Origin of the sequence: Pseudomonas sp. B21-036, assembly GCF_024748925.1 — a bacterium.
Taxonomy (GTDB): Bacteria; Pseudomonadota; Gammaproteobacteria; order Pseudomonadales; family Pseudomonadaceae; genus Aquipseudomonas; species Aquipseudomonas palmensis.
Genome location: NZ_CP087178.1, coordinates 4,442,855 through 4,468,139 on the forward strand (window position 1 = coordinate 4,442,855; position 25,285 = coordinate 4,468,139).

Annotated in this window: 19 protein-coding genes and 1 tRNA gene; 10 read left to right on the forward strand and 10 right to left on the reverse strand. The window is 62.7% G+C overall.

What is annotated here, in order from left to right:
• Positions 1–8 precede the first annotated feature (8 nt).
• The 4 genes from LOY33_RS20090 to ung all read right to left on the reverse strand — a co-directional run bounded on the left by LOY33_RS20090 (position 9) and on the right by ung (position 7,554).
• A complete protein-coding gene (locus tag LOY33_RS20090) occupies positions 9–1,382 on the reverse strand; it encodes an autotransporter outer membrane beta-barrel domain-containing protein (RefSeq protein WP_161493036.1) in 1,374 nt (457 codons plus the stop codon).
• A 1,063-nt stretch (positions 1,383–2,445) separates the two neighbouring features.
• On the reverse strand, positions 2,446–4,572 hold the full coding sequence (locus LOY33_RS20095; protein ID WP_058540935.1) for a hypothetical protein: 2,127 nt from the start codon (positions 4,570–4,572) through the stop codon (positions 2,446–2,448).
• 162 nt (positions 4,573–4,734) lie between these two features.
• Positions 4,735–6,729, reverse strand: coding sequence for a hypothetical protein (locus LOY33_RS20100; RefSeq protein ID WP_258659855.1), 1,995 nt, complete (start codon positions 6,727–6,729; stop codon positions 4,735–4,737).
• A gap of 132 nt (positions 6,730–6,861) precedes the next feature.
• Positions 6,862–7,554: a uracil-DNA glycosylase gene (ung, locus tag LOY33_RS20105; protein WP_058540933.1), complete on the reverse strand. Its 693-nt coding sequence runs from the start codon at positions 7,552–7,554 to the stop codon at positions 6,862–6,864.
• Positions 7,555–7,683: 129 nt separating this feature from the next.
• Between ung and LOY33_RS20110 the strand changes: the two genes are divergently transcribed.
• Positions 7,684–8,790 carry an enoyl-CoA hydratase/isomerase family protein gene (locus LOY33_RS20110; RefSeq protein ID WP_043860088.1) on the forward strand — a complete coding sequence of 369 codons (1,107 nt, stop codon included), beginning with the start codon at positions 7,684–7,686 and terminating at the stop codon, positions 8,788–8,790.
• Positions 8,791–8,808: 18 nt separating this feature from the next.
• On the opposite strand, the gene LOY33_RS20115 is transcribed toward LOY33_RS20110, so the two are convergent.
• Positions 8,809–9,222 carry a hypothetical protein gene (locus LOY33_RS20115; protein WP_054914782.1) on the reverse strand — a complete coding sequence of 138 codons (414 nt, stop codon included), beginning with the start codon at positions 9,220–9,222 and terminating at the stop codon, positions 8,809–8,811.
• A gap of 213 nt (positions 9,223–9,435) precedes the next feature.
• Between LOY33_RS20115 and LOY33_RS20120 the strand changes: the two genes are divergently transcribed.
• From LOY33_RS20120 to LOY33_RS20150, 7 genes are all read left to right on the forward strand, one after another.
• On the forward strand, positions 9,436–10,905 hold the full coding sequence (locus tag LOY33_RS20120; RefSeq protein ID WP_043860086.1) for a sensor domain-containing diguanylate cyclase: 1,470 nt from the start codon (positions 9,436–9,438) through the stop codon (positions 10,903–10,905).
• Positions 10,906–10,928: 23 nt separating this feature from the next.
• Complete coding sequence (locus LOY33_RS20125) at positions 10,929–11,150, forward strand: cysteine-rich CWC family protein (RefSeq protein WP_078480620.1); 222 nt, start codon at positions 10,929–10,931, stop codon at positions 11,148–11,150.
• A 32-nt stretch (positions 11,151–11,182) separates the two neighbouring features.
• On the forward strand, positions 11,183–11,875 hold the full coding sequence (locus tag LOY33_RS20130) for a pseudouridine synthase (RefSeq protein WP_043860084.1): 693 nt from the start codon (positions 11,183–11,185) through the stop codon (positions 11,873–11,875).
• Between the two features lie 320 nt (positions 11,876–12,195).
• The gene (locus LOY33_RS20135) at positions 12,196–13,080 is read left to right on the forward strand and encodes an alpha/beta fold hydrolase (RefSeq protein ID WP_043860083.1); all 885 of its coding nucleotides are present in this window, start codon (positions 12,196–12,198) and stop codon (positions 13,078–13,080) included.
• 117 nt (positions 13,081–13,197) lie between these two features.
• Positions 13,198–13,271: transfer RNA gene (locus LOY33_RS20140), tRNA-Gly, on the forward strand.
• A gap of 220 nt (positions 13,272–13,491) precedes the next feature.
• Positions 13,492–14,145, forward strand: a complete 654-nt coding sequence (locus LOY33_RS20145) for a hypothetical protein (protein ID WP_258659860.1) — start codon at positions 13,492–13,494, stop codon at positions 14,143–14,145.
• A 136-nt stretch (positions 14,146–14,281) separates the two neighbouring features.
• The gene (locus tag LOY33_RS20150) at positions 14,282–15,985 is read left to right on the forward strand and encodes a SulP family inorganic anion transporter (protein ID WP_258659862.1); all 1,704 of its coding nucleotides are present in this window, start codon (positions 14,282–14,284) and stop codon (positions 15,983–15,985) included.
• Positions 15,986–16,057: 72 nt separating this feature from the next.
• Here LOY33_RS20150 and LOY33_RS20155 read toward each other — a convergent pair whose 3' ends face one another.
• From LOY33_RS20155 to LOY33_RS20170, 4 genes are all read right to left on the reverse strand, one after another.
• Entirely contained in the window at positions 16,058–17,644 is a 1,587-nt protein-coding gene (locus tag LOY33_RS20155; RefSeq protein ID WP_258659863.1) for an alpha/beta hydrolase-fold protein, read from the reverse strand.
• A gap of 7 nt (positions 17,645–17,651) precedes the next feature.
• The gene (locus tag LOY33_RS20160) at positions 17,652–20,066 is read right to left on the reverse strand and encodes a TonB-dependent receptor (RefSeq protein ID WP_258659864.1); all 2,415 of its coding nucleotides are present in this window, start codon (positions 20,064–20,066) and stop codon (positions 17,652–17,654) included.
• A 68-nt stretch (positions 20,067–20,134) separates the two neighbouring features.
• Positions 20,135–21,103 carry a FecR domain-containing protein gene (locus tag LOY33_RS20165; protein WP_043859743.1) on the reverse strand — a complete coding sequence of 323 codons (969 nt, stop codon included), beginning with the start codon at positions 21,101–21,103 and terminating at the stop codon, positions 20,135–20,137.
• Positions 21,096–21,635: an RNA polymerase sigma factor gene (locus tag LOY33_RS20170; RefSeq protein WP_043859744.1), complete on the reverse strand. Its 540-nt coding sequence runs from the start codon at positions 21,633–21,635 to the stop codon at positions 21,096–21,098. Before LOY33_RS20170 ends, LOY33_RS20165 begins: the two co-directional genes overlap by 8 nt.
• Before the next feature lie 191 nt (positions 21,636–21,826).
• Between LOY33_RS20170 and LOY33_RS20175 the strand changes: the two genes are divergently transcribed.
• Positions 21,827–22,855: a DUF4917 family protein gene (locus LOY33_RS20175; RefSeq protein ID WP_258659867.1), complete on the forward strand. Its 1,029-nt coding sequence runs from the start codon at positions 21,827–21,829 to the stop codon at positions 22,853–22,855.
• A 163-nt stretch (positions 22,856–23,018) separates the two neighbouring features.
• On the forward strand, positions 23,019–23,906 hold the full coding sequence (locus LOY33_RS20180; protein ID WP_253086613.1) for a DMT family transporter: 888 nt from the start codon (positions 23,019–23,021) through the stop codon (positions 23,904–23,906).
• 88 nt (positions 23,907–23,994) lie between these two features.
• On the opposite strand, the gene LOY33_RS20185 is transcribed toward LOY33_RS20180, so the two are convergent.
• Positions 23,995–25,212 carry an SAM-dependent methyltransferase gene (locus LOY33_RS20185; RefSeq protein ID WP_258659868.1) on the reverse strand — a complete coding sequence of 406 codons (1,218 nt, stop codon included), beginning with the start codon at positions 25,210–25,212 and terminating at the stop codon, positions 23,995–23,997.
• Between the last annotated feature and the right edge of the window lie 73 nt (positions 25,213–25,285).

Genomic DNA, 25,285 nt, shown 5'->3' on the forward strand with positions numbered 1-25,285 from the left:
TCGCCTGATCAGAAGCGATAGCTTGCGCCGAGGCTGAAGCTGTACGGCATCTCGATGTTCTTGCCGTTCATGTAGCCAGCCTCGCCGTACACCTGGAAGTCCTTGGCGACGGTCCAGGCAACCCCTGCGCCCAGCTCGGCGCGCGAACCGGACAGGTCGTTGTTGAACACGTTGTCGTTCACCTGCACCTGGTTGCGCTGTGCGAACTCATGGGCAAACGCGGCCTTCACGTAGGGCTGGATCATGCTGTCGCCGCCCAGCGAGATGGTCTTGCCGAGCGTGGTACCGACCTTGCCCAGCAGCGAGCGGCTGACATCGCCATTGGCGTCGAAGCCGTTGTCCAGGGTGAAGTCCTTGCCGGCCACCGCCGCAGCGGCCACCTGGGCGAAGGGTTCGATGAAGTAGCCATCGTCGAGCTTGATGTGCTTGCCGACTTCGACCGAGGCGCTCATGCCGTGGGTGTCGTAGTCGCCCTTGGTGCGGGTGCCATCGCTCAGGCCGACCTTGGCGTCATTCTGGTAGCGGTTGTACTTGAGCACGCTGTCGACGTAATAGCCGCTCTCAGGGTCCATCCAGGTGGCGTAGCCGCCCACATAGTAGCTGTCGATGCTGCCCGAACTGCCGTAGCTCAGGTTCAGGTCCGAGCGGCTGTGGCCGGCCAGCAGGCCCAGGGTCCAGTTGCTTTCGCCCAGTTGCGCATCGGCCCCGAAGGTCAGCCCGCGCTGGTTCTGCTGGTACCCTACGCCCGACGAGGCGTCGGCAATGTTGTGCTGGTTGCCGTAGGCACGCATCCACACCCCGGCGTTCTTGCCCTGGTTGTAACGCAGTTCCCCCATGCGGCTGCGCAGCGAGGTCATTTCGCCGTAGGCGATGGTGATCGGGGTGTTGAACAGGGCCATGACCGTGCGGGTCATCGGGCTGATGGTGCGGGTTTCCCTGTCCAGGTACCAATCCTGGCCGTCCTTCACCAGCTTGTAGGAGTAGGCACCCAAGTCTACTTCCTGGCGATCGTTGAGCAGGCTGAACTGCGCATCGCCCGAGCCCGTATGAACCAGCTGCAGGCGCTCCACGCTGGCGGGGTCGGTACCGCTGGTGCCGACCATCAGCCCATGGGTGCCGCTGGCGTTGCCGGTGACGTTCAGGAAATCGGTGGCGCCGCTGGCGAAGTTGGACGCCATGTAGAACTCGCCATTGCCCGATAGGCTCTGCACATTCAGTTCATAGAACGAGTTTTCGTCGCCGAAGGTGATGCGGCCCCCGGTCATGGCCAGGTCGCCGATGGTGTTGTTGGCGTTCAGGGTCCAGTTGGAGTTGCTGTTGATGTTTACCTGCTGCACACCGTTCAAGTTGCCGGTGAGTTGCGAGCGGTTGTCAAGCGCCAACGACGCGTTGGCACCAGGTGTAACAACTACATCCCCCACCAGAGACGCCTGATCAAGTTTCAGGTTAGCGGTGGCGGTATCAGCAATTTGCACATTGCCGCGCAACGAAGAAGCTGCCACGTTCAGGTTGGCCGTGGCAGGGCCCTGGACCTCAAGAATGGCGCCGTTACCACCGTTCAAGGTCGAACCATTTCTAACATTGATTTCAGCGACTGTATCAGTGCGCACCAGAACTGCAGGGCCCGTACCGCCAGTGGCACTGGAGTTATCCAAGGTGAGTGTCGGCGCTTGCGAATTGATGGCTGACTCGCGCCCGATGCGAACTCCGGCCGCTGTACCGTTGAATTGCGTACCGGAAGTAGCGGTGACAGTGCCGCCAAGGATCGCTAGGCCGATGCCGTCGGCATTGCTGCCAGTGACCGTGGTCCCGCTGATGTTCAATGTGCTCCTGGCGGACACCTGGGCCCCCAGCCTAGCGCCGGTAATAGTGCTGTTGCTGACAGTGGCGGTGGACGGTGCGGCCCCTACCCGTGCTATGGCCATCCCGACAGCGCCCGTTGAGGAAACAACTGCCCCATTCACGGTCGCGTTGCTGCCAAACAGGTGCAAGCCGTTGGAACTGCCGCCCGAGATAGTGCCGCCATTGAGCTGCACGGTCGACGCGGTAACACGAATGGACAACGTGGAAGCATCCTGGGTAGTCAGCACTGCACCATTGACGAGATCATAAGTATCCGGTGCATCTGCAGCGGTAAGTGTCAGCGTCTGGTTATCAACTAGAATGGCCAATGCCTGCTCACTTGCAAGCGCCCATGGCAATAGCATCAACATATTCATAAATACAAATAGCGGCTTTTTTGTGCTTGTTTTATCGATTGTAGTTCGCATGCATGGACCCCTTGAAAAATAATCAGTTGAATTGAGGCGACTGCCTCGACTCGTAACTTCAAAGGTACATAGCCTAGGGGTATTGAATAGTGAGATATGTAGGAAATTTCCTAGGTAGCTTGCATTTAATTCCTCACCAACGCAGCGTGCTGGGGTTTCCCCCAGCACGCGACTGTCAGCTCTGAGGCAGACACAAACCGCCACCTGGCTTACGCAGGGCATAACGCACGGCCGATGCCTGAGAGCTACCCGGAATATTACCGGCCTTTACGATCCGCCAACTGGCGCGGAACGACCCCAATTCATAGTACTTGCCAGGCTGGTCAGCGATTTCGAAGTAAGACTTGAGCAGTGGCAACACACGCTCGATTCGATTTGAAGTAGCCTCTTGATCACTGACAACCACCGGTATTTCCCGCGTCCTGTCAGTGACAACTATTGAACCGGCCTTATCGCTGCACACACTGAGTGTAATAAATACAAGATCATCTTTGGATAACACTCCCGCACGCTCTGCGATCGCCAACCTGATACCGTCTGGCAAAGGACGAGGACGTTCACAATTCAATATACCCAAAGCGGTCACTGGCGTTGTACCCGGTACATCGCTGCTACCGCCAATGCGATCCGGGAATGTCACTTTTGCAGTTACCGTCACGGTGGCAATACTGACCTCTACGCTGCCATCGACCGCCTGTTGCGGGTTGCCGGTGGTTTCGGTTTCCTGGATTTCGTAACCGATCGCGATGGTGCCATTGCCCAGGCTCTCGACGAAATTCCAGGGAATCGGGATAGAGATGACAGTCCCCGGTGTTTCGCCTGCGGCGATGGTGTGTGTAACTGCATTGTCTTTTCGACCATAGAACAACCGGACGAACTCACCCACTTTCGCATTCTCGTACACGGTAAAGAGCAGAACCGCACCTGAGCCGACATCCGCTGGGCGAATAAAACCAGGTTGTTTCGAACTGTTGCCTTGAGCGCGAACCGGTACCAGCGTGGCGTTGATCGGTCCAGGCCCGACAGGGTCGGGGCCTATGGTGGTCAAGTCAACCGCCACCTCGGTGTCGGGCGATGTCCAGGTGTTCTTGCCACGAATGACGTCATACCATACCCGTACCGCTGGGTCTTTCACCTGGTCATTGGGCAAAGCAATCTCATCCCAGTTAAAGGTGACCCGATCATTCGGCCAGATAATGACTTTTACAGTGTCCTCATCACGGTAATACACCCGAATTTCATCGCCTGCCTGAGCGTTTTTAAAAGCCGGCACGATAGCTTCCACGCCAGTGCGGGCGTCCTCCCGACTAATCGGTGCAGCGGGTACCAGCGGCTTCAGCAGGTCCTCGGGTTCGGGGGTCAGACGCACCGTCAGGTGAACCGGGATGGAAAAGTCCGAGCGATTCCCAGCCCGGTCCTCAAGCTTGTACTGGAGCACCGAAACACCTTCGCCAATCGCTTTGATAGTGTCCTCATCGAGTTCGATGTCGAAGCCATCGTCCTCTGCCTCTGGGGGAACGTCGCCACTGCGAACAGGTACCGGGTTACCAGCGATGTACAACTGATATTTGTCGCCCGGGTAATAATCAAAATAAGGAGGAACATGAAGCGTCAATGTCCCGCTGTGCTCAGCAAGGTATTTCAGGGTAACGACGCCATCAGTCACGTCGGCAGGGTACTCGATTGGCGCGGGGTTATCGTTCAACGCGGGGTCCAGCAAATCCAGTGTCAGCAGTTGAATTTCAGATTCTTCTTTGTTGCCCGTCTCATTACTATACACCGAGTAACCAATCAATTTGATACCATCCCCGCCCACTTTCAAACTGTTGAAAGGGATGACAAAACGACCAGGAAGATCGGTGGCAGCAACAGGCACTTCAAACTTGTAGGTATACTGCACACCGTCTTCTACGCCGTTGACAACCGGAACACCATTTACATGCAGAGTTACATAATCGAAACTGCCATCATCCCCCCCCGAAGGCACCCACAATGGAATCTCCAACATTAGCCCCGACTTGAACTGGTCTCGGTGAAAAAGATTGACCTTACCATCGTCTGCAGCAGGCAATACATTATCCATCACAAAATCTTCAACTGCATTCACCCCGCCGACGCTCATCACCCCGAACCCCGTGGGCGCCTTGGCGGCTTTAAGTTCATTACTGTGCGTAACAACTGCTTGAAGACCCTCTTCCAATGCAGTTTTATTATCCTGATCACGCTTGGCCCGGTACTCTGCAATCGCGGGATTTTTTGCCTTGGCGGCTTCACCGGTATTTGCCTTTTCTAAAATAGTCATCTTGACTCTCCATTTCAGGTAGATTTGCTAAACACACAACAGGCACGTGACGCTTCCTCAATCAGCCTGTGCGCCGCTGATTGCTTCATACGTTCGATACTTGCTAATGCCGCTACCACGTTCCTACGTCAGGTGCGAAGTACCTGGCCGATTTAACCGCGGCTAAACGTTGCTACCATCACATACCGAGCCATTCGGAAGTTGTAGCGATATGAAAGTCATCTCCCGATCGGATTCACCACCCTGTCCATCCGCTCTGGCCACTCTGTAATTCACTACTGCAACTCCCTCGACATCCTTGCCATCTGCCTCATTGGCACGCTTAAGGGGTTGTAGGACCAAATCGGCAAAGCGTGTCATCGTAAACATAAAGCCGTTATTAACCTGCGCCGGGGTAGACAGCTTGATGGGATCGAAATAAACAACATCAGTCAGTGATCCCGTGGGGGGCGTTGATGAAGCCCCCTCAAGAGTGCGAAACAGTTGCCAGGACACTTCGACGTTGTCCCCTACGCCCCACAATCCAGGGTTGCCTGGCACGCTGATACGTATACCGTTCCAGGGTTTTTTCTGGCAGTTGATCCACCCCCAGAGCGTGACATCAGGAAATTTTACCGGTTTGAAGCCAACGATTGGCTGGACAGCAACCCGCACATGCGTATCACGGGCACGATGGCGGTTGACGCCATTGAACGTCCAGTAGAACACCGCAATCGCGGGCCCATCTCCCGCAGCCAGCACTGCGGCATAGGGCACGGGGGAAAACCTGACGACGCTGCCTGCGGTATCGCCTGCCTTCACGGTGTAGGTAGCGACCACGTCGGCGTTATTACCCCAATACAATTCAAGTATTTCGCCTGGCTCAGGCACTGCATACAGCGTCACCTCGACAGTGACTGGCAGGTTCATGTCCTGGCGGGTCAGGATGTTGTCACCTGTTCTGCCTTTCACCACTACCGGCTTTAGCAATCTGTGAATAGGATCGGGGCCTTCAGGGTCGGGGCCTGCGACACTCAGGTCTACCTCGAATGCAACTGTTGAGGAGGTTGAAGTGATTTCCCGAGTCAGCGTGTAGTACACCTTGCAAGCAGTGCGCCCCGAAAAGCCATCGGCGGCCAGGATTTCCCACGCCACAGGCAACCTAACGGGCCAGGTGGCGGTGGACGGTACGGTGTAAGGTGCCAATGTGCGTCCATTCCAATAGGCTTGCAGGGTGTCCCCAGTACGCGCGTCTACGATACGTGGAATATGCACCTGCACACCGCGACGGGCGTCCTCAAGGTCGACCAAACCATCTTCAGCCAGCGGCACCTGAGGCGCAGGCAGCACCATTGGCTGCGCCACATTCACGGTCAGGGGCAAGGACAAGGAGATGGCTCCCCGATTGCTAGCGCGATCCATCAGCCAGTAGTAGAGCACTCGCGAACCGTTGGCTTTCCTGCGAACATCGTCGCCCCTGATCGTCAACTCGACAAAGCCCTGATCCTTGTGCGACTGCTGGATCTGCAGCCTCGCCAGGGGGTCGAACAGGGGGCCTTTCGACGGTTCAAGGAAGACTTCGATCACATCCTCCAACCGCACGTCCGGCCACAGCTCGACCCTGACGATAACCCTGTCGTTGTTGCGTACCAGGTAAGCTTGATCGATGGTGCGCGTGTTTTCATTCAATGCGGGGGGATTACCGGCCTGGCCGTTGTTGGGGGCGGTCTTGTCAAGAAACACTGCGGCGGGCTGGGAGGTCTCCGGGTTGAGTACCTCTGTGATCCATACCCGGTAGGAAACGTAGAAGATTCCTTGAGTGCGCAGATAGGGTTCAGGTATAGCCGCATCCAGCGGAAAAAGGTCTGCGGGATCGGCCGTCATTGGCACTTCCCAGCTTCCAACCACTACACCGATTTCAGCCCCACTCGATACGGCGCTGCCCCATATCAGATCAAAATGCAGTATTGCGCCATCAAAATAGTCTTGTTCGTAACCTGGCCAGGCACTCTCGATGAGAACTGCCAGCGGCCGGGTCTGATTGGCCAGTGGAATTGTATACACCCCTGCCTCGTCGGCCAGCAGAGGCAGTGCAGCAGGAACCCGCAATGTAGGCAGAATCAAAATACCGATCGATTGGCCGCTGCGGCCTGACCCCATCATGCTCAGTTTGGTCATCTGCGTATTCCTCGGGCCTGGTGGTCAAAACCATTTCAGGGCGCTGCTCGGCTCTCACCTCTCACAGCCATGGCGCAAATGTAATGGCGGAATACGCTTCGCGAAACTGACAGAAATACCAGGTAGGTGCGCTTACAACGCCGGTAGCGCCCACTCCACCGGCGCCAGCCCGTGCTGTTCCAGAAACTTGTTGGCCCGGCTGAAATGCCCGCAGCCGATGAAGCCACGGTAGGCCGACAACGGTGAAGGATGCACCGACTTGAGCACCAGATGCTTGGTACCGTCGATCAGCACAGACTTGCTCTGGGCATGCTTGCCCCACAACAGGAACACGGTGGCGGGCTGGCGCTCACTGACCAGCTGGATGATGCGGTCGGTGAACGACTCCCAGCCTTTTTTGGCATGCGACGCGGCAATCGAGCGCTCCACGGTCATGGTGGTATTGAGCAGCAGCACGCCCTGTTCGGCCCAGCTCTGCAGGTAGCCGTGGTTCGGGATCGGGATGTTCAGGTCGCGCTGCAACTCCTTGTAGATGTTCACCAGCGACGGCGGCGCGGGCACCCCAGGCTGCACCGAGAAGCACAGGCCGTGTGCCTGGCCCGGGCCGTGGTAGGGGTCCTGCCCCAGAATCACCACTTTGACCTGGTCCAGCGGTGTGGAGTTGAGCGCATTGAAGATCAGCGGCCCCGGGGGATAGATCTCCTTGCCGGCCGCATATTCCTGACGCAGGAACTCACGCAGTTGCTGCATGTAGGGCTGTTCGAATTCGCCGCGCAGAGCGTCTTTCCAGCTCGGTTCGAGTTTGATGCGGTCATCGTTGGTCATGGGCACTCCCGTAGGCAATGGGGGCGGACACTAGGAAAGCTGCCAGCGCTTGTCAATCGATCCGACCGGCGACCGGCATGATCGCTGACAGTAGCCATACTTGTCGGGATAACCGCAGTGAGGTGGCCCATGGCCGTAGCGTTCGAAGTACTCACCGGCGTCGATGGCGCCCGCATCGGCGTTGCCAGCCTGGATGCGCCCCAGTCGCTCAACGCCCTGTCGTTGCCGATGATCGAGCAGTTGAGCACCCACCTGCAAAGCTGGGCCAAGGATGACGGCATCGTCTGCGTGCTGCTGCGCGGGCTGGGTGACCGGGCGTTCTGCGCGGGGGGCGATGTGCGCAGTCTTGTGGAGGCGTGCCGCGCACAGCCTGGTGAAGTGCCGCCGCTGGCGGCGCGTTTCTTCGCCGCCGAGTACCGGCTCGACTATGACCTGCACCATTACCCCAAGCCTCTGCTGTGCTGGGGGCACGGGCATGTGCTGGGCGGCGGCATGGGCCTGCTGCAGGCCAGCACGGTACGCATCGTGACCCCGAGCAGCCGCCTGGCGATGCCGGAAATCAGTATCGGCCTGTACCCGGACGTGGGCGCCAGCTGGTTTCTGAACCGGCTGCCAGGGCGTCTTGGCCTGTTCCTTGGGCTGACTGGCGCGCCGATCAATGCACGCGATGCACTGGACCTGGGCCTGGCGGACCGCTTCATGGGCGAAAACCAGCAGGACGAGCTGATTGAAGGGCTGTTGCAACTGAACTGGCAGGAGCAGACCGCGATGCAGCTCAACAGCCTGCTCAAGGCGTTGCAGCAGCAGGCGCTGGCCGAGTTGCCGCCGGCCCGATGGCTGCCACGCCGGGCGCAGATCGACGCGCTGCTCGATGTCAGCGACCCGGCCTGTGCCTGGCGGGCGATTGCACAGTGGCGCATGCACGACGACGAGGTCCTGGCCAAGGCGGCACGCACCCTCACCGAAGGCTGCCCGCTGACCGCGCACCTGGTGTGGCAGCAGATCGCGCGGGCGCGCTACCTGTCGCTGGGGCAGGTGCTGCAGATGGAATATGCGATGAGCCTGAACTGCTGCCGGCATCCGGAGTTCAGCGAAGGGGTACGCGCGCGCCTGGTGGACAAGGACCAGACGCCGCATTGGCATTGGCAGGAAGTTGCTCAGGTCCCCCAGGCAGTGGTGCAGGCGCACTTCAGCAAGGCATGGGAGGGGCGGCATCCGCTGGCTGACCTTGTGTGAAGCCAGCGAATGCGATGTTCACCGGTGCGAGTTGCGATCGCCCCAGCCGTTGTCGCTGCGGCCCCGGTCACGCCCATGATCGCGCCCATGGTCATTGTCCCGCCCCTGATGCCACTGCTGCCCCTGACCATAGCGCGGGTTCTGGTAGTAACGCCCTGGGGCGGGGCGCACATTGTAGTAGCCATGCCCCGGTACCGGGCGGTACTGAGGCACGGGCGCCGGGCGGTAGTAACGCGGCGCGGGGGCGTAATAGCGAGGCTGCGGCACCACGTAGTACCCCCTGTTATAGGGATAACCACGGTCGTAACCACGGTATTCATAGCGGTCCACGGTGTACACATCACTGCGGTAGTAGCCCTGGCCACCGTAATACGGAGCACAGGCGGTGGTCAGCACACCCAGCACAACAATCAGCAAAAGTCGGCGATACATGGCGGCCTCCCGGACCGCTGAACTGCACATCCCAGCGGCGCTGGTCGGCGTCGATCGGCAAGCGTTCATCGACATAGGCTAAGACCACCGAATCGACGTGCCGTGCGTTTTTCGAAATAAATTGTGACAAGGCCGATACCCCTGAAAATCGTCCAGTTATTTTCTGCGCGCCCCTCTAGAATAAGACGCATCGGTACCCGCCACGGATCTGCCATGCCGCTTCGTTACGCCCTGTTCTCGCAACGCTCGTTGATGCTGGCATTGCTTTTGTTGCTTGGCTGCGGCTTTCTGGCCACGTCGCTGCTCAGCTACTTTGCCTCGCGCAGCGAGATCCGCGACAACATCATCAACACCGAGCTGCCGCTGACCTCCGATACCGTCTACTCCGAAATCCAGCGGGACCTGGTGCGCCCGGTGGTGATCGCCTCGATGATGGCCCAGAACACCTTCCTGCGTGACTGGGCCCTGGCCGGCGAACAGGACCCGATGCCCATCACCCGCTACCTCAATGAAGTGATGGCGCATCAGAATGCCTACACGGCGTTTTTTGTCTCCGAGGCCAGCGGCATCTACTACCAGGCCAAGGGCGTACTCAAGCATGTCGACCCGCGCACCGAGCGTGACCGCTGGTACGCACGCGTCAAGGCGATGGACACGCCCTACGAGATCAACGTCGACCTGGACATGGCCAACCAGGACAAGCCCACCGTCTTCATCAACTACAAGGTGTTCGACTACCAGGGCAGGTTCATCGGCGCGGCTGGCGTCGGGCTGACGGTCGAAGCGGTGATCAGGCGCCTGAGCGACTACCAGTTGCGCTATCAGCGTACGGTGTATTTCGTCGATGCCAGCGGTCGCATCGTGCTCACCGGGTCTGCCGGCGGCCCCGAAGGCGTACACAGCGGGCTCACGCTGCGCGAGGTGCCAGCGCTGGCCGACCTGCAGCAGAAAATGCCCGTGCCGGTGGAGGGCAACCGCGAATACAACCATGATGGGCACAGCCACTTTCTCAATGTGCGCCTGATCCCCGAGCTCGACTGGTACCTGTTCGTCGACAAGCGCGACGGCACGGCCCTGGACAGTGCACGCCAGTCGCTGTACATGAACCTGGTGATCTGCGCGATGATCACCCTGGTGGTGCTGTCGCTGCTCAATGCGATGATCCGTCGCCATCAGGACAACATCCAGACCCTGGCAACAATCGACAGCCTGACCGGCCTGCCCAACCGACGCGCCTTCGACCTGCTGGCGGCACAGGCCCTGCTCGACACCGAGCGCGAGCCCATGCCGCTGGTGGCACTGCTGCTCGACCTGGACCACTTCAAGGTCCTCAACGATACCCACGGCCATCTGGCCGGCGACGAAGTGCTGCGTCAGTTCGCGCGCATCCTGGAAAGCTGCCTGCGCCATACCGACATCATCTGTCGTTGGGGCGGCGAGGAGTTTCTCGTGCTGCTCAAGAACACCGACGCCGACGCCGCACGGGCGGTTGCCGAAAAGATTCGCCTGCGCACCGAGCAACTGGCCTTCGGCTATGCCGACAAGGTGCTCGACCTGACCGTGAGCATCGGCTTGAGCGCCCATCGGTCCGACGATACCTTGCACACCCTGATCGCCCGCGCCGATGATGCGCTGTACCGCGCCAAACAGGGTGGACGCAATCGCGTCTGCTCGGAACTGTAACGTCGCCCCCGGTAGCCACCACCATGAACGATACCCGCCTGTGCCCCGCCTGCGGCGCCAGCAACCAGTGCAGCCTCGCCGACCCGCGCAGCGCCACCCAGGCCTGCTGGTGCTACAGCGTGCAGATCGATCCCCGCGTGCTCGAAGCGCTGCCGGCGCATTTGCGCAACAGTGCCTGCCTGTGCCCGCGATGCGCCCAGGTCGATGCCCGATTGCAGGCAGCCAAGCCTGCGCCGAACCGTTAGACTGCGCGCCCACCTCTGTACGCCCAACCGCCATGCGCCTCGACCGTTTTCTCAGCAACTTGCCATGTTTCAACCGCCAGCAGGTGCGCCTGCTGCTGGTGCAACGACGGGTGCGGGTGGATGGCGTGGCCATCGCCGACCCGCACCATGAGGTACGCGAGTTCAGCCGCGTCGAGGTCGACCAGCAGGTGCTGCAAGCCGGGCGTGCACCGCGCTACCTGATGCTGCACAAGCCGATGGGTTGCGTCAGCGCCACCGTCGACCCGCAGCACCGCACCGTGCTCGACCTGCTCGACGAACCCGACCGGAACGACCTGCACATCGCCGGGCGCCTGGACTTCAACACCACCGGGTTGCTGCTGCTGACCAACGATGGCCAGTGGTCACGTCGCCTGACCCAGCCCAAGACAGGGCTGGCGAAAACCTACTACGTCGAGACCGAGCAGCCGATCACCGACGCCTATGCGCCAACCTTTGGCCAGGGCATCTACTTCGCCTTCGAAAACCTCACCACCCTCCCCGCCGAGCTCACCCTGCTGGGCAGCCACAGCGCGCGCCTGAGCATCGTCGAGGGGCGCTATCACCAGGTCAAACGCATGTTCGGCTTCTTCGACAACAAGGTCACGCGCCTGCACCGCGAGCGCATGGGCCCGCTGCACCTGGACCCGCAGCTGGCCCCGGGGCAATACCGTGCGCTGAGCCAGGATGAAATCCTGGCCATCTGACGCCACGACCGCTCGGCAAAAAAATCATCGATTGCGCCAACGGCACTTGCGGGTTGGCCGGGCGCCTGCTTGAATCCAACCGTCAGTCTGCATGTGACCAATCGGTCACGAACGCAGCCCAAGGCACTTTTCTGCAGGTGACCGGCGCCCCGAAGCGCTGGCGTCCGGCAGATTGCCCACCTAACAACAATACCCGTCGACCAGCCGGCAACGGATCGACACAGGGCCCCTCGTTTCATTTCAAGGCGTATGCCTACCTGTCATGAAGACCGGGCAAGCTTGCTTGCACGGATACCCTTTTTGCGCCAGGAGTCGATGACATGAGGCCAGAAATTGCTGTGCTGGATATACAGGGTCAGTACCGGGTTTACACGGAGTTCTATCGCGCGGACGCCGCAGAGAAGACGATCATCCTGATCAACGGCTCGCTCGCCACCACAGCTTCTTTCGCCCAGACGGTGCGCAACCTGCATCCGCAGTTCAACGTCGTGCTGTACGACCAGCCCTACTCGGGGAAGTCCCGGGCACACAACCGCAACGACCACCTGCTGACCAAGGAAACCGAAGGCCGGATCCTGCTGGAGCTGATCGACCACTTCGCCGCCGACCACCTGATGTCGTTTTCATGGGGCGGTGCCTGCACCCTGCTGGCACTGGCCAGCAAGCCGCGGCGCATTCGCAAGGCCGTGGTCAGCTCGTTCTCGCCGGTGATCAACGAACCGATGCGCGACTACCTGGAGCGCGGCTCGCACTACCTGCGCACCTGCGACCGCCAGCAGATGGGCAAACTGGTCAACGACACCATCGGCAAGCACCTGCCCTCGCTGTTCAAGCGTTTCAATCATCGCCACGTCAGCAGCCTGGCCGAGCATGAGTATGCGCAGATGCACTTCCACATCCATCAGGTGCTGGATCACGACCTTGGGCGGGCCCTGCGGGCCGCACAGGCCATCGACATTCCGGTGCTGTTCATGAACGGTGAATGGGACGAATACACCACTGCCCACGATGCCCGGCAGTTTTCCCGGCACGTGCGCCACAGCCACTTCAGGCCGATTCGCAGCGCCGGCCATTTCCTGGACATGGAACACAAGGCGGCCTGCCGCGACACCCGCGAGGTGCTGCTGGAGTTTCTAGGCCCGCAACCGCGTGAAACGCGCTCCCCGTATCACTTCGTGCACGGCCAGCATGCGCAGGCCATCTGAGTGGTCGCGGCCAGTGTAGCGCCGGTCTGCGGCAGACCGGCGCTACGGCTCGCGAGCCGCCGATTGCAATAAGGGCTTCAAATCGTCTCGCAGTTCTGGTACAAAGTGCGCCTGAAAGCGGGTGTCGTATAATGGCATTACTCCAGCTTCCCAAGCTGATAACGAGGGTTCGATTCCCTTCACCCGCTCCAGTCACTTCAGCTCCTCCAGCGCCACACCAGGCGGCTCGACAGAACGGATGACCGTTTGGTTGACCGGTACCTGATCCGAATTCAGCCTCTTCAAATCCCCTCTGCCTCCCTACCTTCTCGTTTCTAAGCCACAACGCTCCACTTCTTTTGTTGCCTACTTCTTTTGTTGCCGCTAGCGTGAATACGCTACGGATAGCGTTGAAGATGAAAGGGCTCACTTTTGGAAAAGATCAAATTTGATGTCGACACTGTTTACTGCATATCCATAAAGGAAAGGCAGGACCGGCGTGATCTGTTCGAGAAGGCCGTCGGTTGCCTGCTTGAGAATCCAGTTACCTTTTATATTGTCGAGCGAAATGACGACCCTGTGCGAGGGTGCTTCGAGTCTCACCAGGCGCTGGCAAAGATGGCGTTGGCCAACGGTTTTCAGCGAATTCTGATATTCGAAGATGATGTAAAACCCTATCAACTGAAACCTGCGCAGATCGGCTGGACAAACCGCTTCATCCGTACCCGCCCTTTCAAAGCCCTGCATCTCGGCTACAGCATGGGCCGGACATGGCTGACCTGGTTCCCTTTCATCGCCCGAGGGCGCGTGGTAGCGCTGCACGCCTACATTCTCTCCCGTGAAGGCTGTCGTGCCGTGACCGAGGCTCGATACGATGGTACACCGCTCGACAGGCTGTTCAGGAATCACATCAAGCAGTACTGCGCTTTCCCCATGCTGTTCCGACAACACGCAGCGTATGAGACTGGTAGTGATATCGAGGGAGCGTCAAAAGATGAGGATGAGTGGTGGGAGCGAAACTGGGACCGCCACAAGCGCTCACCGATCAAGAACTTCTGGAGAACGCTGTTCCGACTGAATTTTTGAAGCCGTGCCGTGGGGACGCCTGGCGATGATCGCACCATTGCAGTAGAAACCTGCCTGCGCCTGATTCAGATCAACACCGCCCCCAAAGACCTTGGTAAAACCCACCGCTGCTCCGAAACATCACAAGGATCGGTCCATGTTTCTCTCCCGCTGGCTCCCCGGCCTCGCCAACCTGCTGCGTTACCGTGCCGAATGGTTTCGCCCTGACCTCCAGGCAGGCCTGTCGGTTGCCGCCATCCAGATCCCCATCGCCATCGCTTACGCGCAGATCGTCGGCCTGCCGCCGCAGGTCGGGCTGTACGCGTGCATCCTGCCCATGATGGTGTACGCCCTGGTGGGCAGCTCGCGCCAGTTGATGGTCGGGCCCGACGCTGCCACCTGCGCCATGGTCGCCGGTGCCGTGGCGCCGCTGGCCATGGGCGACCCGGCGCGCGTGGCACAGTTGTCGGTGATCGTCACGGTGCTGGTGGGGCTGATGCTGATCGCCGCAGGCCTGGCACGGGCCGGCTTCATTGCCAGTTTCTTCTCCCGACCGATTCTGATCGGCTACCTCAACGGTATCGGCCTGAGCCTGCTGGCCGGCCAGCTGGGCAAGGTGCTGGGGTTCAAGATCGAGGGCAACGGCTTCGTGCTCAGCCTGATCAACCTGCTCGAACGCCTGAACGAAATCCATTGGCTGACGCTGTTCATCGGCCTGGCCGGCCTGGCTCTGCTGATCTGGCTGCCCCGGCGCTACCCAAAGCTGCCGGCAGCGCTGGTGACCGTGGCCATCGCCACCCTGGTGGCCGGCCTGTTCGGCCTGGACCGCTTCGGCGTGGCAGTCCTCGGTCACGTGCCCTCGGGCATGCCCACCCTCGCCTGGCCGCAGACCAACCTCGAAGAGATGAAAAGCCTGCTGCGTGACGCCCTGGGTATCGCTACGGTCAGTTTCTGCAGCGCCATGCTGACTGCACGCAGCTTTGCCGCACGCCATGGCTATGCGATCAACGCCAACCATGAATTCCTCGCCCTGGGCGTATCGAACCTGGCCGCCGGCGCCTCGCAGGGGTTTGCCATCAGCGGCGCCGACTCGCGTACCGCAGTCAACGACATGGTGGGTGGCAAGAGCCAGCTGGTGGGCATCATCGCGGCGCTGGTGATCGCGCTGTGCCTGCTGCTGTTCACCGTGCCCATGGCGTGGATCCCGCAGGCAGCCCTGGGCGCCGTGCTGCTGATGGCCGGCTGGGGGCTGATCGACGTCAAGTCGCTGAGCAAGATCTACACCCTCAGCCGCTTCGAGTTCTGGCTGTGCATCCTGACCACGGTCGGCGTGCTGGGCGTGGGCGTGCTGCCGGGCATCATCATCGCGGTGACCCTGGCGATCCTGCGCCTGCTCTACACCATCTACCAGCCCACCGATGCAGTGCTGGGCTGGGCGCCCGGCATCGAGGGCCAGGTGGACATCCACCGCCACAAGGACGCGCGCACGGTGCCAGGGCTGGTGGTGTACCGCTTCGACGACGCGATCCTGTTCTTCAACGCCGACTACTTCAAGATGCGCCTGCTCGACGCGGTGCAGAAGGAGGTGGAAGCCCGTGCCGTGCTGTTCGACGCCGAGGCGGTCAGCTCGATCGACGTGAGCGGCGTCGCGGCGCTGCGCGAAGTGCGTGAAACCCTGATGGCCCAGGGCATCGTGATGGGCATCGCCCGGGCCCGCGGCAGCTTCCTGCGGATGCTGGTGCGCTCGGGGCTGGCGCGGGAGATGGGCAGCGAGCTGCTGTACGGCTCGGTGCGGGCAGGCATTCGCGCCTACCGACTGTGGCGCAACAAGGTCAGGCGCGAGGCGGCTGTCGCACAGTAAACCTTTCGCCGGCAAGGCCGGCTCCTGGCGATGTTGCAGGAGCCCGCCTTGCCGGCGAAGCGGCCAGCAGGGTCAACGCGGCTCACAAGCCTGCGGCGTCCCCTGCCCGCTACCGATCAGGGCGATCAACCCACACGGCAATGACCCACGCCATTGCAGGTAGTCATGCCCGGCCGGGTATTCCACCTGCACCACCGGATACCCCTTGGCCTGCAGCACGTCGCGCAACTGGCGATTGGTGTCGAGAATCTTCGGCCCCTCGAACAACCCCGACTGCAGGTAGAAGCGCAGCGGCACACGCGGTGCACGCACGTACTCGCGGGTCAGCCAGCCAGGCTCCATTCCTTCCGGCGCCCACCAGTACGACCCCGACAGGCTCAGCACATTGCCGAACAGCTCCGGATGCTGCAGCCCCAGGTAGGCCGAGGCCAGCCCGCCGTAGCTGGAACCTGCCACCACCGTGCGGTCGGCCGGGGCCGACAGCCCGCGCGCCTTCGCCCAGGGCATCAGTTCCTCGGCCATGAACCGCGCAAACTGCGGGTTGGGTGGCAACTCGACCTGGCGCGACAGGTCGGTCGGGTTGGCGATGATCAGCGCAGCAGTGGGGCCGATCAGGCCATCGGCGAGCAGGTTGTCGAGCAGCGTCGGGGTGGGCACCTGCCGGGTGTAGGCATGCGCATCGAACAGCACCAGCAGCCCCTGCCCCGCCGCCCCCGGTGTCCAGCCCGACGGCCGGTACAGGTACACGTCACGCTGGTTGCCCAGCACCTTGCTGGTCAGCACCTGGCGCTCCAGCGTGCCCCGGGCTACCCCGGGGCGCTGCGCCACCCAGGGCTGCGCAGGCGCGTCGGCAAGCTCCAGGCGCGAGCGCGACAGCCAGCGATCGCCACTGCCATCGGCAAAGCCGTTGGGGTTGAGCGGGTCTTGCCGGGAGCTGGCCAGAATCACCCGGCGGTCAGTGGAGGGCGGTACGTCCGGTGCCATCTGGTAGCTCATCCGGGTGCTGGAAGGCACCACGTAGCTACGAAACCACACATCGCTGTCGCCCAGGCGCTGCAGCTCATCATGGTTGCCCGACGGCGCGCCGAATACCCGAACGTTGTGCCGGGCACCTCGCCACAGGAAGGTCAGCAGCGATTGCCCGGGCTGCTCCGCCAGCGCTTCGACCAGGGGCGTACCCTGCTGCTCGCGGGCCTTCCAGAAGGCCTGGGTATCGCCCCCCTTGGCCACATGCGCCGCCAGCTCGCGCATCACCGGGCTTTGCAGGCGCGTCTGCTGGGCCTGCTGCTCGGCCACGCTGGTGACACCGGTCAGCTTGAGCGAATAGGCAGCCTGCGGGCGGGTGGCGATGGCTTCTGCGCGCACGCCATACAGGCCGTCATGGGGGGCGATGAACATGAAGTCGCGCACCATGTCCAGCCCGTCCACCAGCAACCGCACCGGCTGGCCGTCGGCATCGAGCAGGCGCACGCTGACGTCGCCCTCCACGCGCCCCTGCACGAAGTCACCGGCCTTGAGCGGCACGGTCCATACCGGCTGCCGGCCCTGGCCGATGGCGCCGCTGACGCTGTGCCCGGGCACCAGCGAGGCCGCCATTGCGGCGCCGCCGGTCAGGCTGGCCAGCGCAAGGCCGGCGCAAAATGTCTTGAGTCGTTGCATGTACACCTCAGAAGTCGATGCTGGCCGAAAGTTTCAGCGTGCGCGGCTCGCTGACCGTGGCGTAGCCGTCGTTGAACACACCGGCCCAGTAGGCACGGTTCTCGACGTTCTCCAGGCTGGCGCGCAGCACCACGTCCTTGCTCAGGATGCGCGTGCTGTAGCGACCGCCCAGGTCATAACGGGTCCACTGCGGAATCTTCAGCTCGTTGGCCGAATCCAGGTACTGCGAGCTGCTGTGGATGGCCAGCGCGGTCAGGGTCAGGCCCTCGACCCAGGGCGTGTCCCACTCGCCGCCCAGGTTCGCCGACCACTGCGGCACCCCGCGCGCGGCGTTGCCATTGAGCTTGCCGCCAGCGGTCTTGGTCAGCTCGGCACGGGTATAGGTCACCCCGCCCAGCAGGCGTACGCTCGGCGTCAGCGAACCGAACAGGTTCCACTCCACCCCGCGATTGCGCTGCTGACCATCGTCGGTGTAACGGTTGCTGGCGGTGTCGAGCATCATGCTCGGCTTCTCGATCTGGAACACGCTGACGGTGTGGGTGAAGTCGCCCAGGTCCCACTTGACCCCGGCTTCCACCTGCTTGGACTTGTACGGGGCGAACTGCTCGCCATAGTTGGCAGCCGACAGGTCGCTGACCATGCCGCCCTGGGTCAGGCCCTCGATGTAGTTGGCGTACAGCGAGACATCCGCCTCCCACGGCCTGAGCACCACGCCCAGTGCCGGGGTCAGCGCATGCTCGTCATACGAAGGCGAACTCATCTTCTGGCGCACCCGCTGCGAGCGCACGCCCAGGGTCAGCAACAGCTTGTCGTCGACGAAGCCCAGGGTATCGGCCACGGCAAAGCTCGACAGAGTGTTGTCGCCGGTCTTGTCGCTGGAGCCGATGTTGCCGGCAATGATCGGCTTGCCGGGGTGATAGATGTTGGTCGTGTACTTTGCCCCGGTTACGGTGGCGGCGCGACCGATGTCCTGGTGCAGCAAGGTGGTGCTGAGCACCAGCTGGTGGGTCACCGGACCGGTACTGAAGTTGCCGCGCACACCCGCTTCGGTGGACAGGCTATGGGTATAGCCGCCCTGGTTGTAGGTTTCGGCGGTGGCGTCGCCGTTGCCGGAGGTGATGATCGAGCGCGTGCCGTTGAGGAAGCCCTTGTAGCGGGTACGCGCACCGCCGACGCTGGCGTAGGCCGTCCAGTCGTCCGACAGCTCGTATTCGCCGCGCAGGATCACCGCCTTGCTGATCTGCTTGGCCGAAATACCGTCGAGGATGTTGGAATCCGGCTTGGGCGCCTTGGTCACGTAGCCCAGTTTGCTGAAGCCGGCCATCATCGGGCTGCCGTTCTGCATCTTTTCGTGGCTTTCGTAGGCATCGAGTTCCAGCTTCCAGCCATCGCCACGGTAATCCATGCCCAGGGACGCCAGGGTGCGGTCCTTGGACTGGTCGTCGACCCCGGTGTCACCGCTGCCGTACACGCCGTTGAAACGGATGCCCAGGCGGTTCTCCTCACCCAGGCGCCGGCTCAGGTCCAGGTGCTCGGCCCAGTAGCCGTCGGATACGTAGCTGGTGGTCAGGCGCGTCAGTGGCGCATCCCCGGCCCGCTTGGGCACCAGGTTGATCACCCCGCCCACACCGCCGTTGGGGGCCATGCCGGTGAGCAGTGCGCCAGGGCCCTTGAGCACCTCGACGCGCTCCAGGAACTCGGTGGGCACATGCCCATCGGGCGCCAGGCCATACAGACCGTTGACCGCAAGCTCGGTGGAGTCGATGGAGTAGCCGCGGATCATGAAGTTTTCGTAGGTGTGGCCTTCACCGGTGCTGAAGCGCACCGACGGGTCGTTGCGCAGCACCGCGCCCACCGTGCCGCTCTGCTGGTTTTCCATGTGCTGGGCGGTGTAGGCGGTGATGTTGAAAGGGGTTTCCATGATGTCGCGATTGCCCAGCATGCCCACCTTCGCACCGCGTGCCACCTGGCCACCGCTGTAGAGCTCGGGCGGGTTGCTGCTGTTGCCCACCTGCGCATTGACCGTGGTGGCACCCAGGGTCAGCGCGCCGTCGCTCTCGGGGCGACGCAGGATGATCACGCCGTTTTCTTCGCTGGCCACCAGGCCGCTGTTGTCCAGCAGGCGTTGCAGCGCCTGTTGCAGGGTGAAGCGGCCCTGCAGCGCCGGGGCATCGCGCCCGGCCAGCCACTGGCTGTCGGCGGCAATCGCCACCCCCGCCTCGCGGGACAGCGCCTGCACCGCGCTATCCAGCGGCTGGCTGGGCAGGTCGAGCGCCAGCACGCGGGTGCCTGCGCTCAGCTCGGCCGACACGGCCGACAGGCTGGCCGCGCCAAGAGCACAGGCCAGCACCAGGTGGCGAAGGGTGCTGGGGATAACCGAAGAAGGCGACGAACGCGTGGTCCGGGCGAGGAAAAACGACATGATCTGTCCTTTGAGCTAGGGAGTTGCCAGGAAGACGCGCTAGCTGGCCACTACCCCTCAAAAAAATTTCAACGTAGCTGCAGCCAGGTGTACTCACCCTTCTGCATCAGGCTCAGCGGCAGCACCCTGGGCAAGGCGTTCAGCAATATGTCGGGGCGGTCGCTGGGGAAGCTGCCGGTCAGGCGCAGCCCGGCCGCTCCCTCGCCAAGCCGCACCTGACGGTTGCTGTAGGCATTGAATTCGTCGATCACCTCGGCCAGCGGTGCATCGGTGAACGACCACCAGCCCTGGCGCCAGTGCTCGGCGTTCGGGGCCGCCTGCGGGTGATGCTCCACCGGCCCCGGCACACCGGGTTCGCCCAGGCGCACCCGGTCGCCGGCCAGCAGTTCGCGGGTCTCGCCATCCAGGCCGCGCACCTTCACATGACCGCGGGTCACCGCCACCTGGATATCGCCGCCACGGTCGCTGACGCTGAAGGCGGTGCCCAGCACCTGCACCTGCCCCAGCCGGGTGCTGACCAGGAAGCTGCGCAGGCGCTCGTGGGCCACGTCGAAAAACACATTGCCGTGGGCCAGCATGACCTCGCGCTGGCCGTTGCTGTACTTCACCTGCACGTTGCTTTCGGCCGCCAGCACCATCTGGCTGCCGTCGGGCAGCAGTACATTGCGTGCGGGCGCTGCATGTTCGGTCAGCAGTACCTGGTCGAACTGTGGCCGGCGCTGCCACAGCCAACCCAGCCATGCACTGCACCCGACCACCGCCAGCAGGCCGGCACCCTGGCGCAGCAGGCGACGCCGGCCGAGGTTGACCGGCTCGGGGGCCAGCGAGCCGCGCAACTGCGGGGTCAGTCGATGGATCATCTGCCAACGCTGCTCGGCCTCCAGCCAGGCACGCTCATGCTCGCTGCTTTTGTTGCGCCAGCGCTGCAACTGCCCGCTCACCTCGCGCACACGGGAGGGGTCGTCACTGTGCAGCCCCGCCAGGTAGCCCAGCGCCTGCTGTACCTTGCGTGGCGAAACCGGCCGCGCCTCAGACATGACGGCAGGCCTGGCTCAGTTCGGACAGGTCGAACACCGCGCGGCCGATGTGCAGCTCCACGGCCTTGGCCGACAGCTGCAGCTCGTCACACACCTGGCGATGGCTCTGGCCATGCAGGCGCACTCGCACGAACACCTCGCGGCGCAGGCGCGGCATGCGCTCGATACGCGCAATCAGTTGCTGCAACTGCTCGCGGGCAATCAGGATCTCTTCCACGCTGGGGGTGAGCCCATCGGCCCGTGTCAGCCAGTCCTCCAGCGCCGCCAGCTCGCGACTGCGCCGGCGAAACTGGTCGATGCACAGGTTGCGCGCCGCCTGGAACAGCAGCGCACGGGCATTGATCACCGGGGCATTGAGGGCATGCGCGTAGGCCTGGGCAAAGCTCGACTGGGCAATATCGGCCGCATCATCGGGGTTGCGCAGTCGACTGCCGAGGTAGCGACGCAGGTCGGTGTAGTGCGCGAGCAGCTCGTCGGCGACAGCCGCAAACGACGGCGCGCCGGCCGTCCAGGGGGTTGAAAGCGAGGTCATGGGCGTCCGGCGCGTGATAAGGCAGACAAAACATTAATGGGAATTCGTATCATTCTCACACACTCCCTCTGCCTTCGGCCAGCCCTCAGTACCCGGTGGCAGACACCGCAGGTTCCGGAGCGCTGATGACAACGCGCCGGCGTGCTACAGTCGCGCCCTGCCAACGTGCAACAAATCCCTACGAGATCCACATGCCCCTCGCCAACGTCGACGCAACCCTGGCGGCCTGGCCGCACCTCAATACCGCCCACCCGTGCACCAGCCTGCTGCTGGGCAACGGTGCCAGCCGCGCCATCTGGCGCCCGTTCGCCTACTTTTCGTTGTTCGAGCTGGCCCAGCGCGTGCGCCACAAGCCCCTCGGTCTCACCGACCAGGCACTGTTCAAATCGATGAACAGCGAGCTGTTCGCGCCGGTGCTCAGTGCCCTGAACACCACCGTGCAGGTCAATGCCGCGCTGGCGATCAGTTCGTCGGCACCGCTCAACCGCTACTACGCGATCAAGGAAGCGCTGATCCACGCCGTGCGCAGCGTGCACATTCCCTGGAAGCTGCTGCCCACTGCCCACCTGGCCGCGATCAACGCCGAGCTGCGCACCTACCAGCGCGTGTTTTCCAGCAACTACGACCTGCTCTGTCACTGGGCCGTGAACCAGGCGCCGCACGGCTTTGCCGAGCTGTTCGACGAGGAAGGCGATTTCGACGTCAGCCGGGCTCAGGGGCCGGGCACGCGGATGCACTACCTGCATGGCGGCCTGCACCTGCTGCGCACCCTGCACGGCACCACGCGCCAGCGGGCGGCCAGCGGCAGCCAGTTGCTCGACGGCTTTGCCATCAACACCCCGGGCGATGTGCCGCTGTTCGTGAATGAAGACAGCAGTGACAACAAGCTGCGGGCGATTCGCGGGTCCGATTACCTGACCTGGTGCTACGCCGCGCTGGCGACGCAGCGCGAGGGGCTGTGCGTGTTCGGGCATCACCTGGACCGTGCCGACCGGCACCTGGTGGAGGCGATCAGGCAGGCGCAGCCGACACACCTGGCCATTTCGATCCTGCCGGTGAACGAGGCGGCCATCGTGAGCCAGAAGCAGCATTACGCGCGGGTGTTCGAAGCGTGCCCGGGCATCGAACTGCATTTTTTCGATGCCACCACGCACCCGCTGGGCGCGCTGGCGAATGTGCCCGCGCCGCCGCCCAAGGCAGTGGGGCGGCGTCGGCGCTAGGCCGGCCCCCACAGGAGGGCGCGAAGCCTGTAGGAGCCGGCCTTGCCGGCGAAAAGGCCGGCGCGACGCCCAACTGTACGGACACCTTTGTTGCCAACTGTAACCAGATTCCCCACCCCACCTGTGGCTCAATGAGCGGCCCCTCCAGCCCTCAGGCGCGCTCATGTCTACCCGCGAAAACACCGGCCTGGCCCTCGGCCTGCTCGGCGTCATCATCTTCAGCCTGACCCTGCCCATGACCCGCATCGTGGTGCAGGAGATGCACCCGCTGCTCAACGGCCTGGGCCGGGCCCTGGTGGCCGCGATCCCGGCAGCGGCGCTGTTGCTGTGGCGCCGTGAAAAGTGGCCCACCTGGCAGCAGGTCAAGGGCCTGAGCCTGGTGGCGCTGGGGGTGATTCTCGGTTTCCCTGTGCTGTCGGCCTGGGCCATGCAGAGCGTGCCGGCCTCCCACGGCGCACTGGTCAACGGCCTGCAACCCTTGTGCGTGGTGGTGTATGCGGCGTGGCTGTCCCACGAGCGACCTTCCACGGCGTTCTGGGCATGGGCGGCGCTGGGCAGCGCACTGGTGGTGGCCTACGCGATGATCATGGGCGCCGGACACATCCAGGCCGGTGACCTGCTGATGCTGGCGGCGATTGCGGTGGGCGGGCTGGGCTATGCCGAAGGTGGCCGCCTGGCGCGGGAGATGGGCGGTTGGCAGGTGATCTGCTGGGCGCTGGTGCTGTCCAGCCCGCTGCTGCTGGGGCCGGTGGTGTACCTGGCGCTGCAGCATGAGGGCGCGATCAGCCCGCGGGCCTGGTGGGCGTTCGGCTATGTGTCGCTGTTTTCGCAGTTCATCGGTTTTTTTGCCTGGTACGCCGGGCTGGCGCTGGGCGGAATCTCACGGGTGAGCCAGGTGCAACTGCTGCAGATCTTCTTCACCATCGCGCTGTCGGCGCTGTTCTTTGGCGAGCAGGTGGCGCCGATCACCTGGGTGTTTGCCGGCGGGGTGATTCTGACGGTAGTGCTGGGGCGCAAGGCGCGGGTGCATCCGGCACCGGTCAAGGCCTGAGGTGCCGCCATCGCGGGTCAAGCCCGCTCCCACAGGTAAGGGTGATCCTTGTGGGAGCGGGCTTGACCCGCGATGACGGTGGTGAGGTTCAGACAGGAATCAAGCCATCGGCCCGCAGCAGCGTCTCCAGACAATGCTCCTTGACCCCATAGAACGCCTTGAGCGCCTGGATCTTCTCCAGCAACGCCTGCGCCGCCACCGGCTCGCGCCGCCGGGTGGCCAGGATCATCTTGTTCTTGTTGGTGTGCTCCAGCGAGATGAACTCGAACACCTTGGTCTCGTAGCCACAGGCCTCCAGGTACAACGCACGCAGGCTGTCGGTGAGCATCTCGGCCTGCTGCCCCAGGTGCAGGCCGTACTGCAGCATCGGCTTGAGCAACCCCGGGCTGTGCATCTGCGGGCGAATCTGCTTGTGGCAGCACGGCGAGCACATGATGATCGCCGCGCCACAGCGAATACCGGTATGAATCGCGTAGTCGGTGGCAATGTCACAGGCATGCAGGGCGATCATCACCTCGATGGCGCTGGGCACCACGCTGCGCACATCGCCACACTCGAACTTCAGCCCCGGATGCTCCAGGCGTGCGGCGGCGGCATTGCACAGCTCGACCATGTCCGGGCGCAACTCCACGCCCGTCACCTGCGCCTCGCGCTGCAGGGTATTGCGCAGGTAGTCATGGATCGCGAAGGTCAGGTAGCCCTTGCCCGAGCCGAAGTCCGCCACCCGCACCGGCTGATCTGCCGCCAGTGGCGCGCTGCTCAGCGCATGGGAGAACACCTCGATGAACTTGTTGATCTGCTTCCATTTGCGCGACATCGCCGGAATCAGCGCCTGCTGCTTGTCGGTCACGCCCAGGTCGTGCAGAAACGGCCGGCTCAGCTCCAGGTAGCGCTTCTTCTCGCGATCATGCTCGCCGGTCACCGCCTCGCGCGCCTGCTGCACGGCGTTGCGATGCAGCATCGGCTTGCCCTTCTTGGTGAACTCCAGCTGCACCTCGTCGTTCAGGCTGAGCAGGTGCGCGTTGCGAAACGAAGCCGGCAACAGCTCACCGATCAACGCCAGCGCCTCGTCCAGCGCCAGATTGCGGGTGATGTCGCGGGTCTTGTAGCGGTACACGAACGACAGGCTGGCCTGCCCCTTGATCGTCAGCGGCTTGGCCGTTACCCGCTGCAGGTCGACCTCGGCGCCGACATGGCGCGCCAGCACCAGTTTGATGAAGGTGTGCTGGTGCAGGCTGGTGGCGAGCAGCGCCAGAAACTGCGCACGCGCATCCGGCGCGGCCTGGACGGTGGGGGTTGCGGACATGGGGAGTGGGTGCCTCGGGTTGCGGGGGGCGCCCGCAGGCGCGCAATGGCGCGCATTTTACGTGGATGACCGC

Excerpts from the sequence above, each read along its gene's own strand:
- LOY33_RS20165 (WP_043859743.1), bottom strand. The coding sequence starts at position 21,103 with ATGTCTGAGGCGCGGCCGGTTTCGCCACGCAAGGTACAGCAGGCGCTG.
- ung (WP_058540933.1), bottom strand. The coding sequence starts at position 7,554 with ATGACCAACGATGACCGCATCAAACTCGAACCGAGCTGGAAAGACGCT.
- LOY33_RS20130 (WP_043860084.1), top strand. The coding sequence starts at position 11,183 with ATGCGCCTCGACCGTTTTCTCAGCAACTTGCCATGTTTCAACCGCCAG.
- LOY33_RS20115 (WP_054914782.1), bottom strand. The coding sequence starts at position 9,222 with ATGTATCGCCGACTTTTGCTGATTGTTGTGCTGGGTGTGCTGACCACC.
- LOY33_RS20125 (WP_078480620.1), top strand. The coding sequence starts at position 10,929 with ATGAACGATACCCGCCTGTGCCCCGCCTGCGGCGCCAGCAACCAGTGC.
- LOY33_RS20155 (WP_258659863.1), bottom strand. The coding sequence starts at position 17,644 with ATGCAACGACTCAAGACATTTTGCGCCGGCCTTGCGCTGGCCAGCCTG.
- LOY33_RS20180 (WP_253086613.1), top strand. The coding sequence starts at position 23,019 with ATGTCTACCCGCGAAAACACCGGCCTGGCCCTCGGCCTGCTCGGCGTC.
- LOY33_RS20100 (WP_258659855.1), bottom strand. The coding sequence starts at position 6,729 with ATGACCAAACTGAGCATGATGGGGTCAGGCCGCAGCGGCCAATCGATC.
- LOY33_RS20175 (WP_258659867.1), top strand. The coding sequence starts at position 21,827 with ATGCCCCTCGCCAACGTCGACGCAACCCTGGCGGCCTGGCCGCACCTC.
- LOY33_RS20160 (WP_258659864.1), bottom strand. The coding sequence starts at position 20,066 with ATGTCGTTTTTCCTCGCCCGGACCACGCGTTCGTCGCCTTCTTCGGTT.
- LOY33_RS20095 (WP_058540935.1), bottom strand. The coding sequence starts at position 4,572 with ATGACTATTTTAGAAAAGGCAAATACCGGTGAAGCCGCCAAGGCAAAA.
- LOY33_RS20120 (WP_043860086.1), top strand. The coding sequence starts at position 9,436 with ATGCCGCTTCGTTACGCCCTGTTCTCGCAACGCTCGTTGATGCTGGCA.
- LOY33_RS20110 (WP_043860088.1), top strand. The coding sequence starts at position 7,684 with ATGGCCGTAGCGTTCGAAGTACTCACCGGCGTCGATGGCGCCCGCATC.
- LOY33_RS20150 (WP_258659862.1), top strand. The coding sequence starts at position 14,282 with ATGTTTCTCTCCCGCTGGCTCCCCGGCCTCGCCAACCTGCTGCGTTAC.
- LOY33_RS20135 (WP_043860083.1), top strand. The coding sequence starts at position 12,196 with ATGAGGCCAGAAATTGCTGTGCTGGATATACAGGGTCAGTACCGGGTT.
- LOY33_RS20185 (WP_258659868.1), bottom strand. The coding sequence starts at position 25,212 with ATGTCCGCAACCCCCACCGTCCAGGCCGCGCCGGATGCGCGTGCGCAG.
- LOY33_RS20170 (WP_043859744.1), bottom strand. The coding sequence starts at position 21,635 with ATGACCTCGCTTTCAACCCCCTGGACGGCCGGCGCGCCGTCGTTTGCG.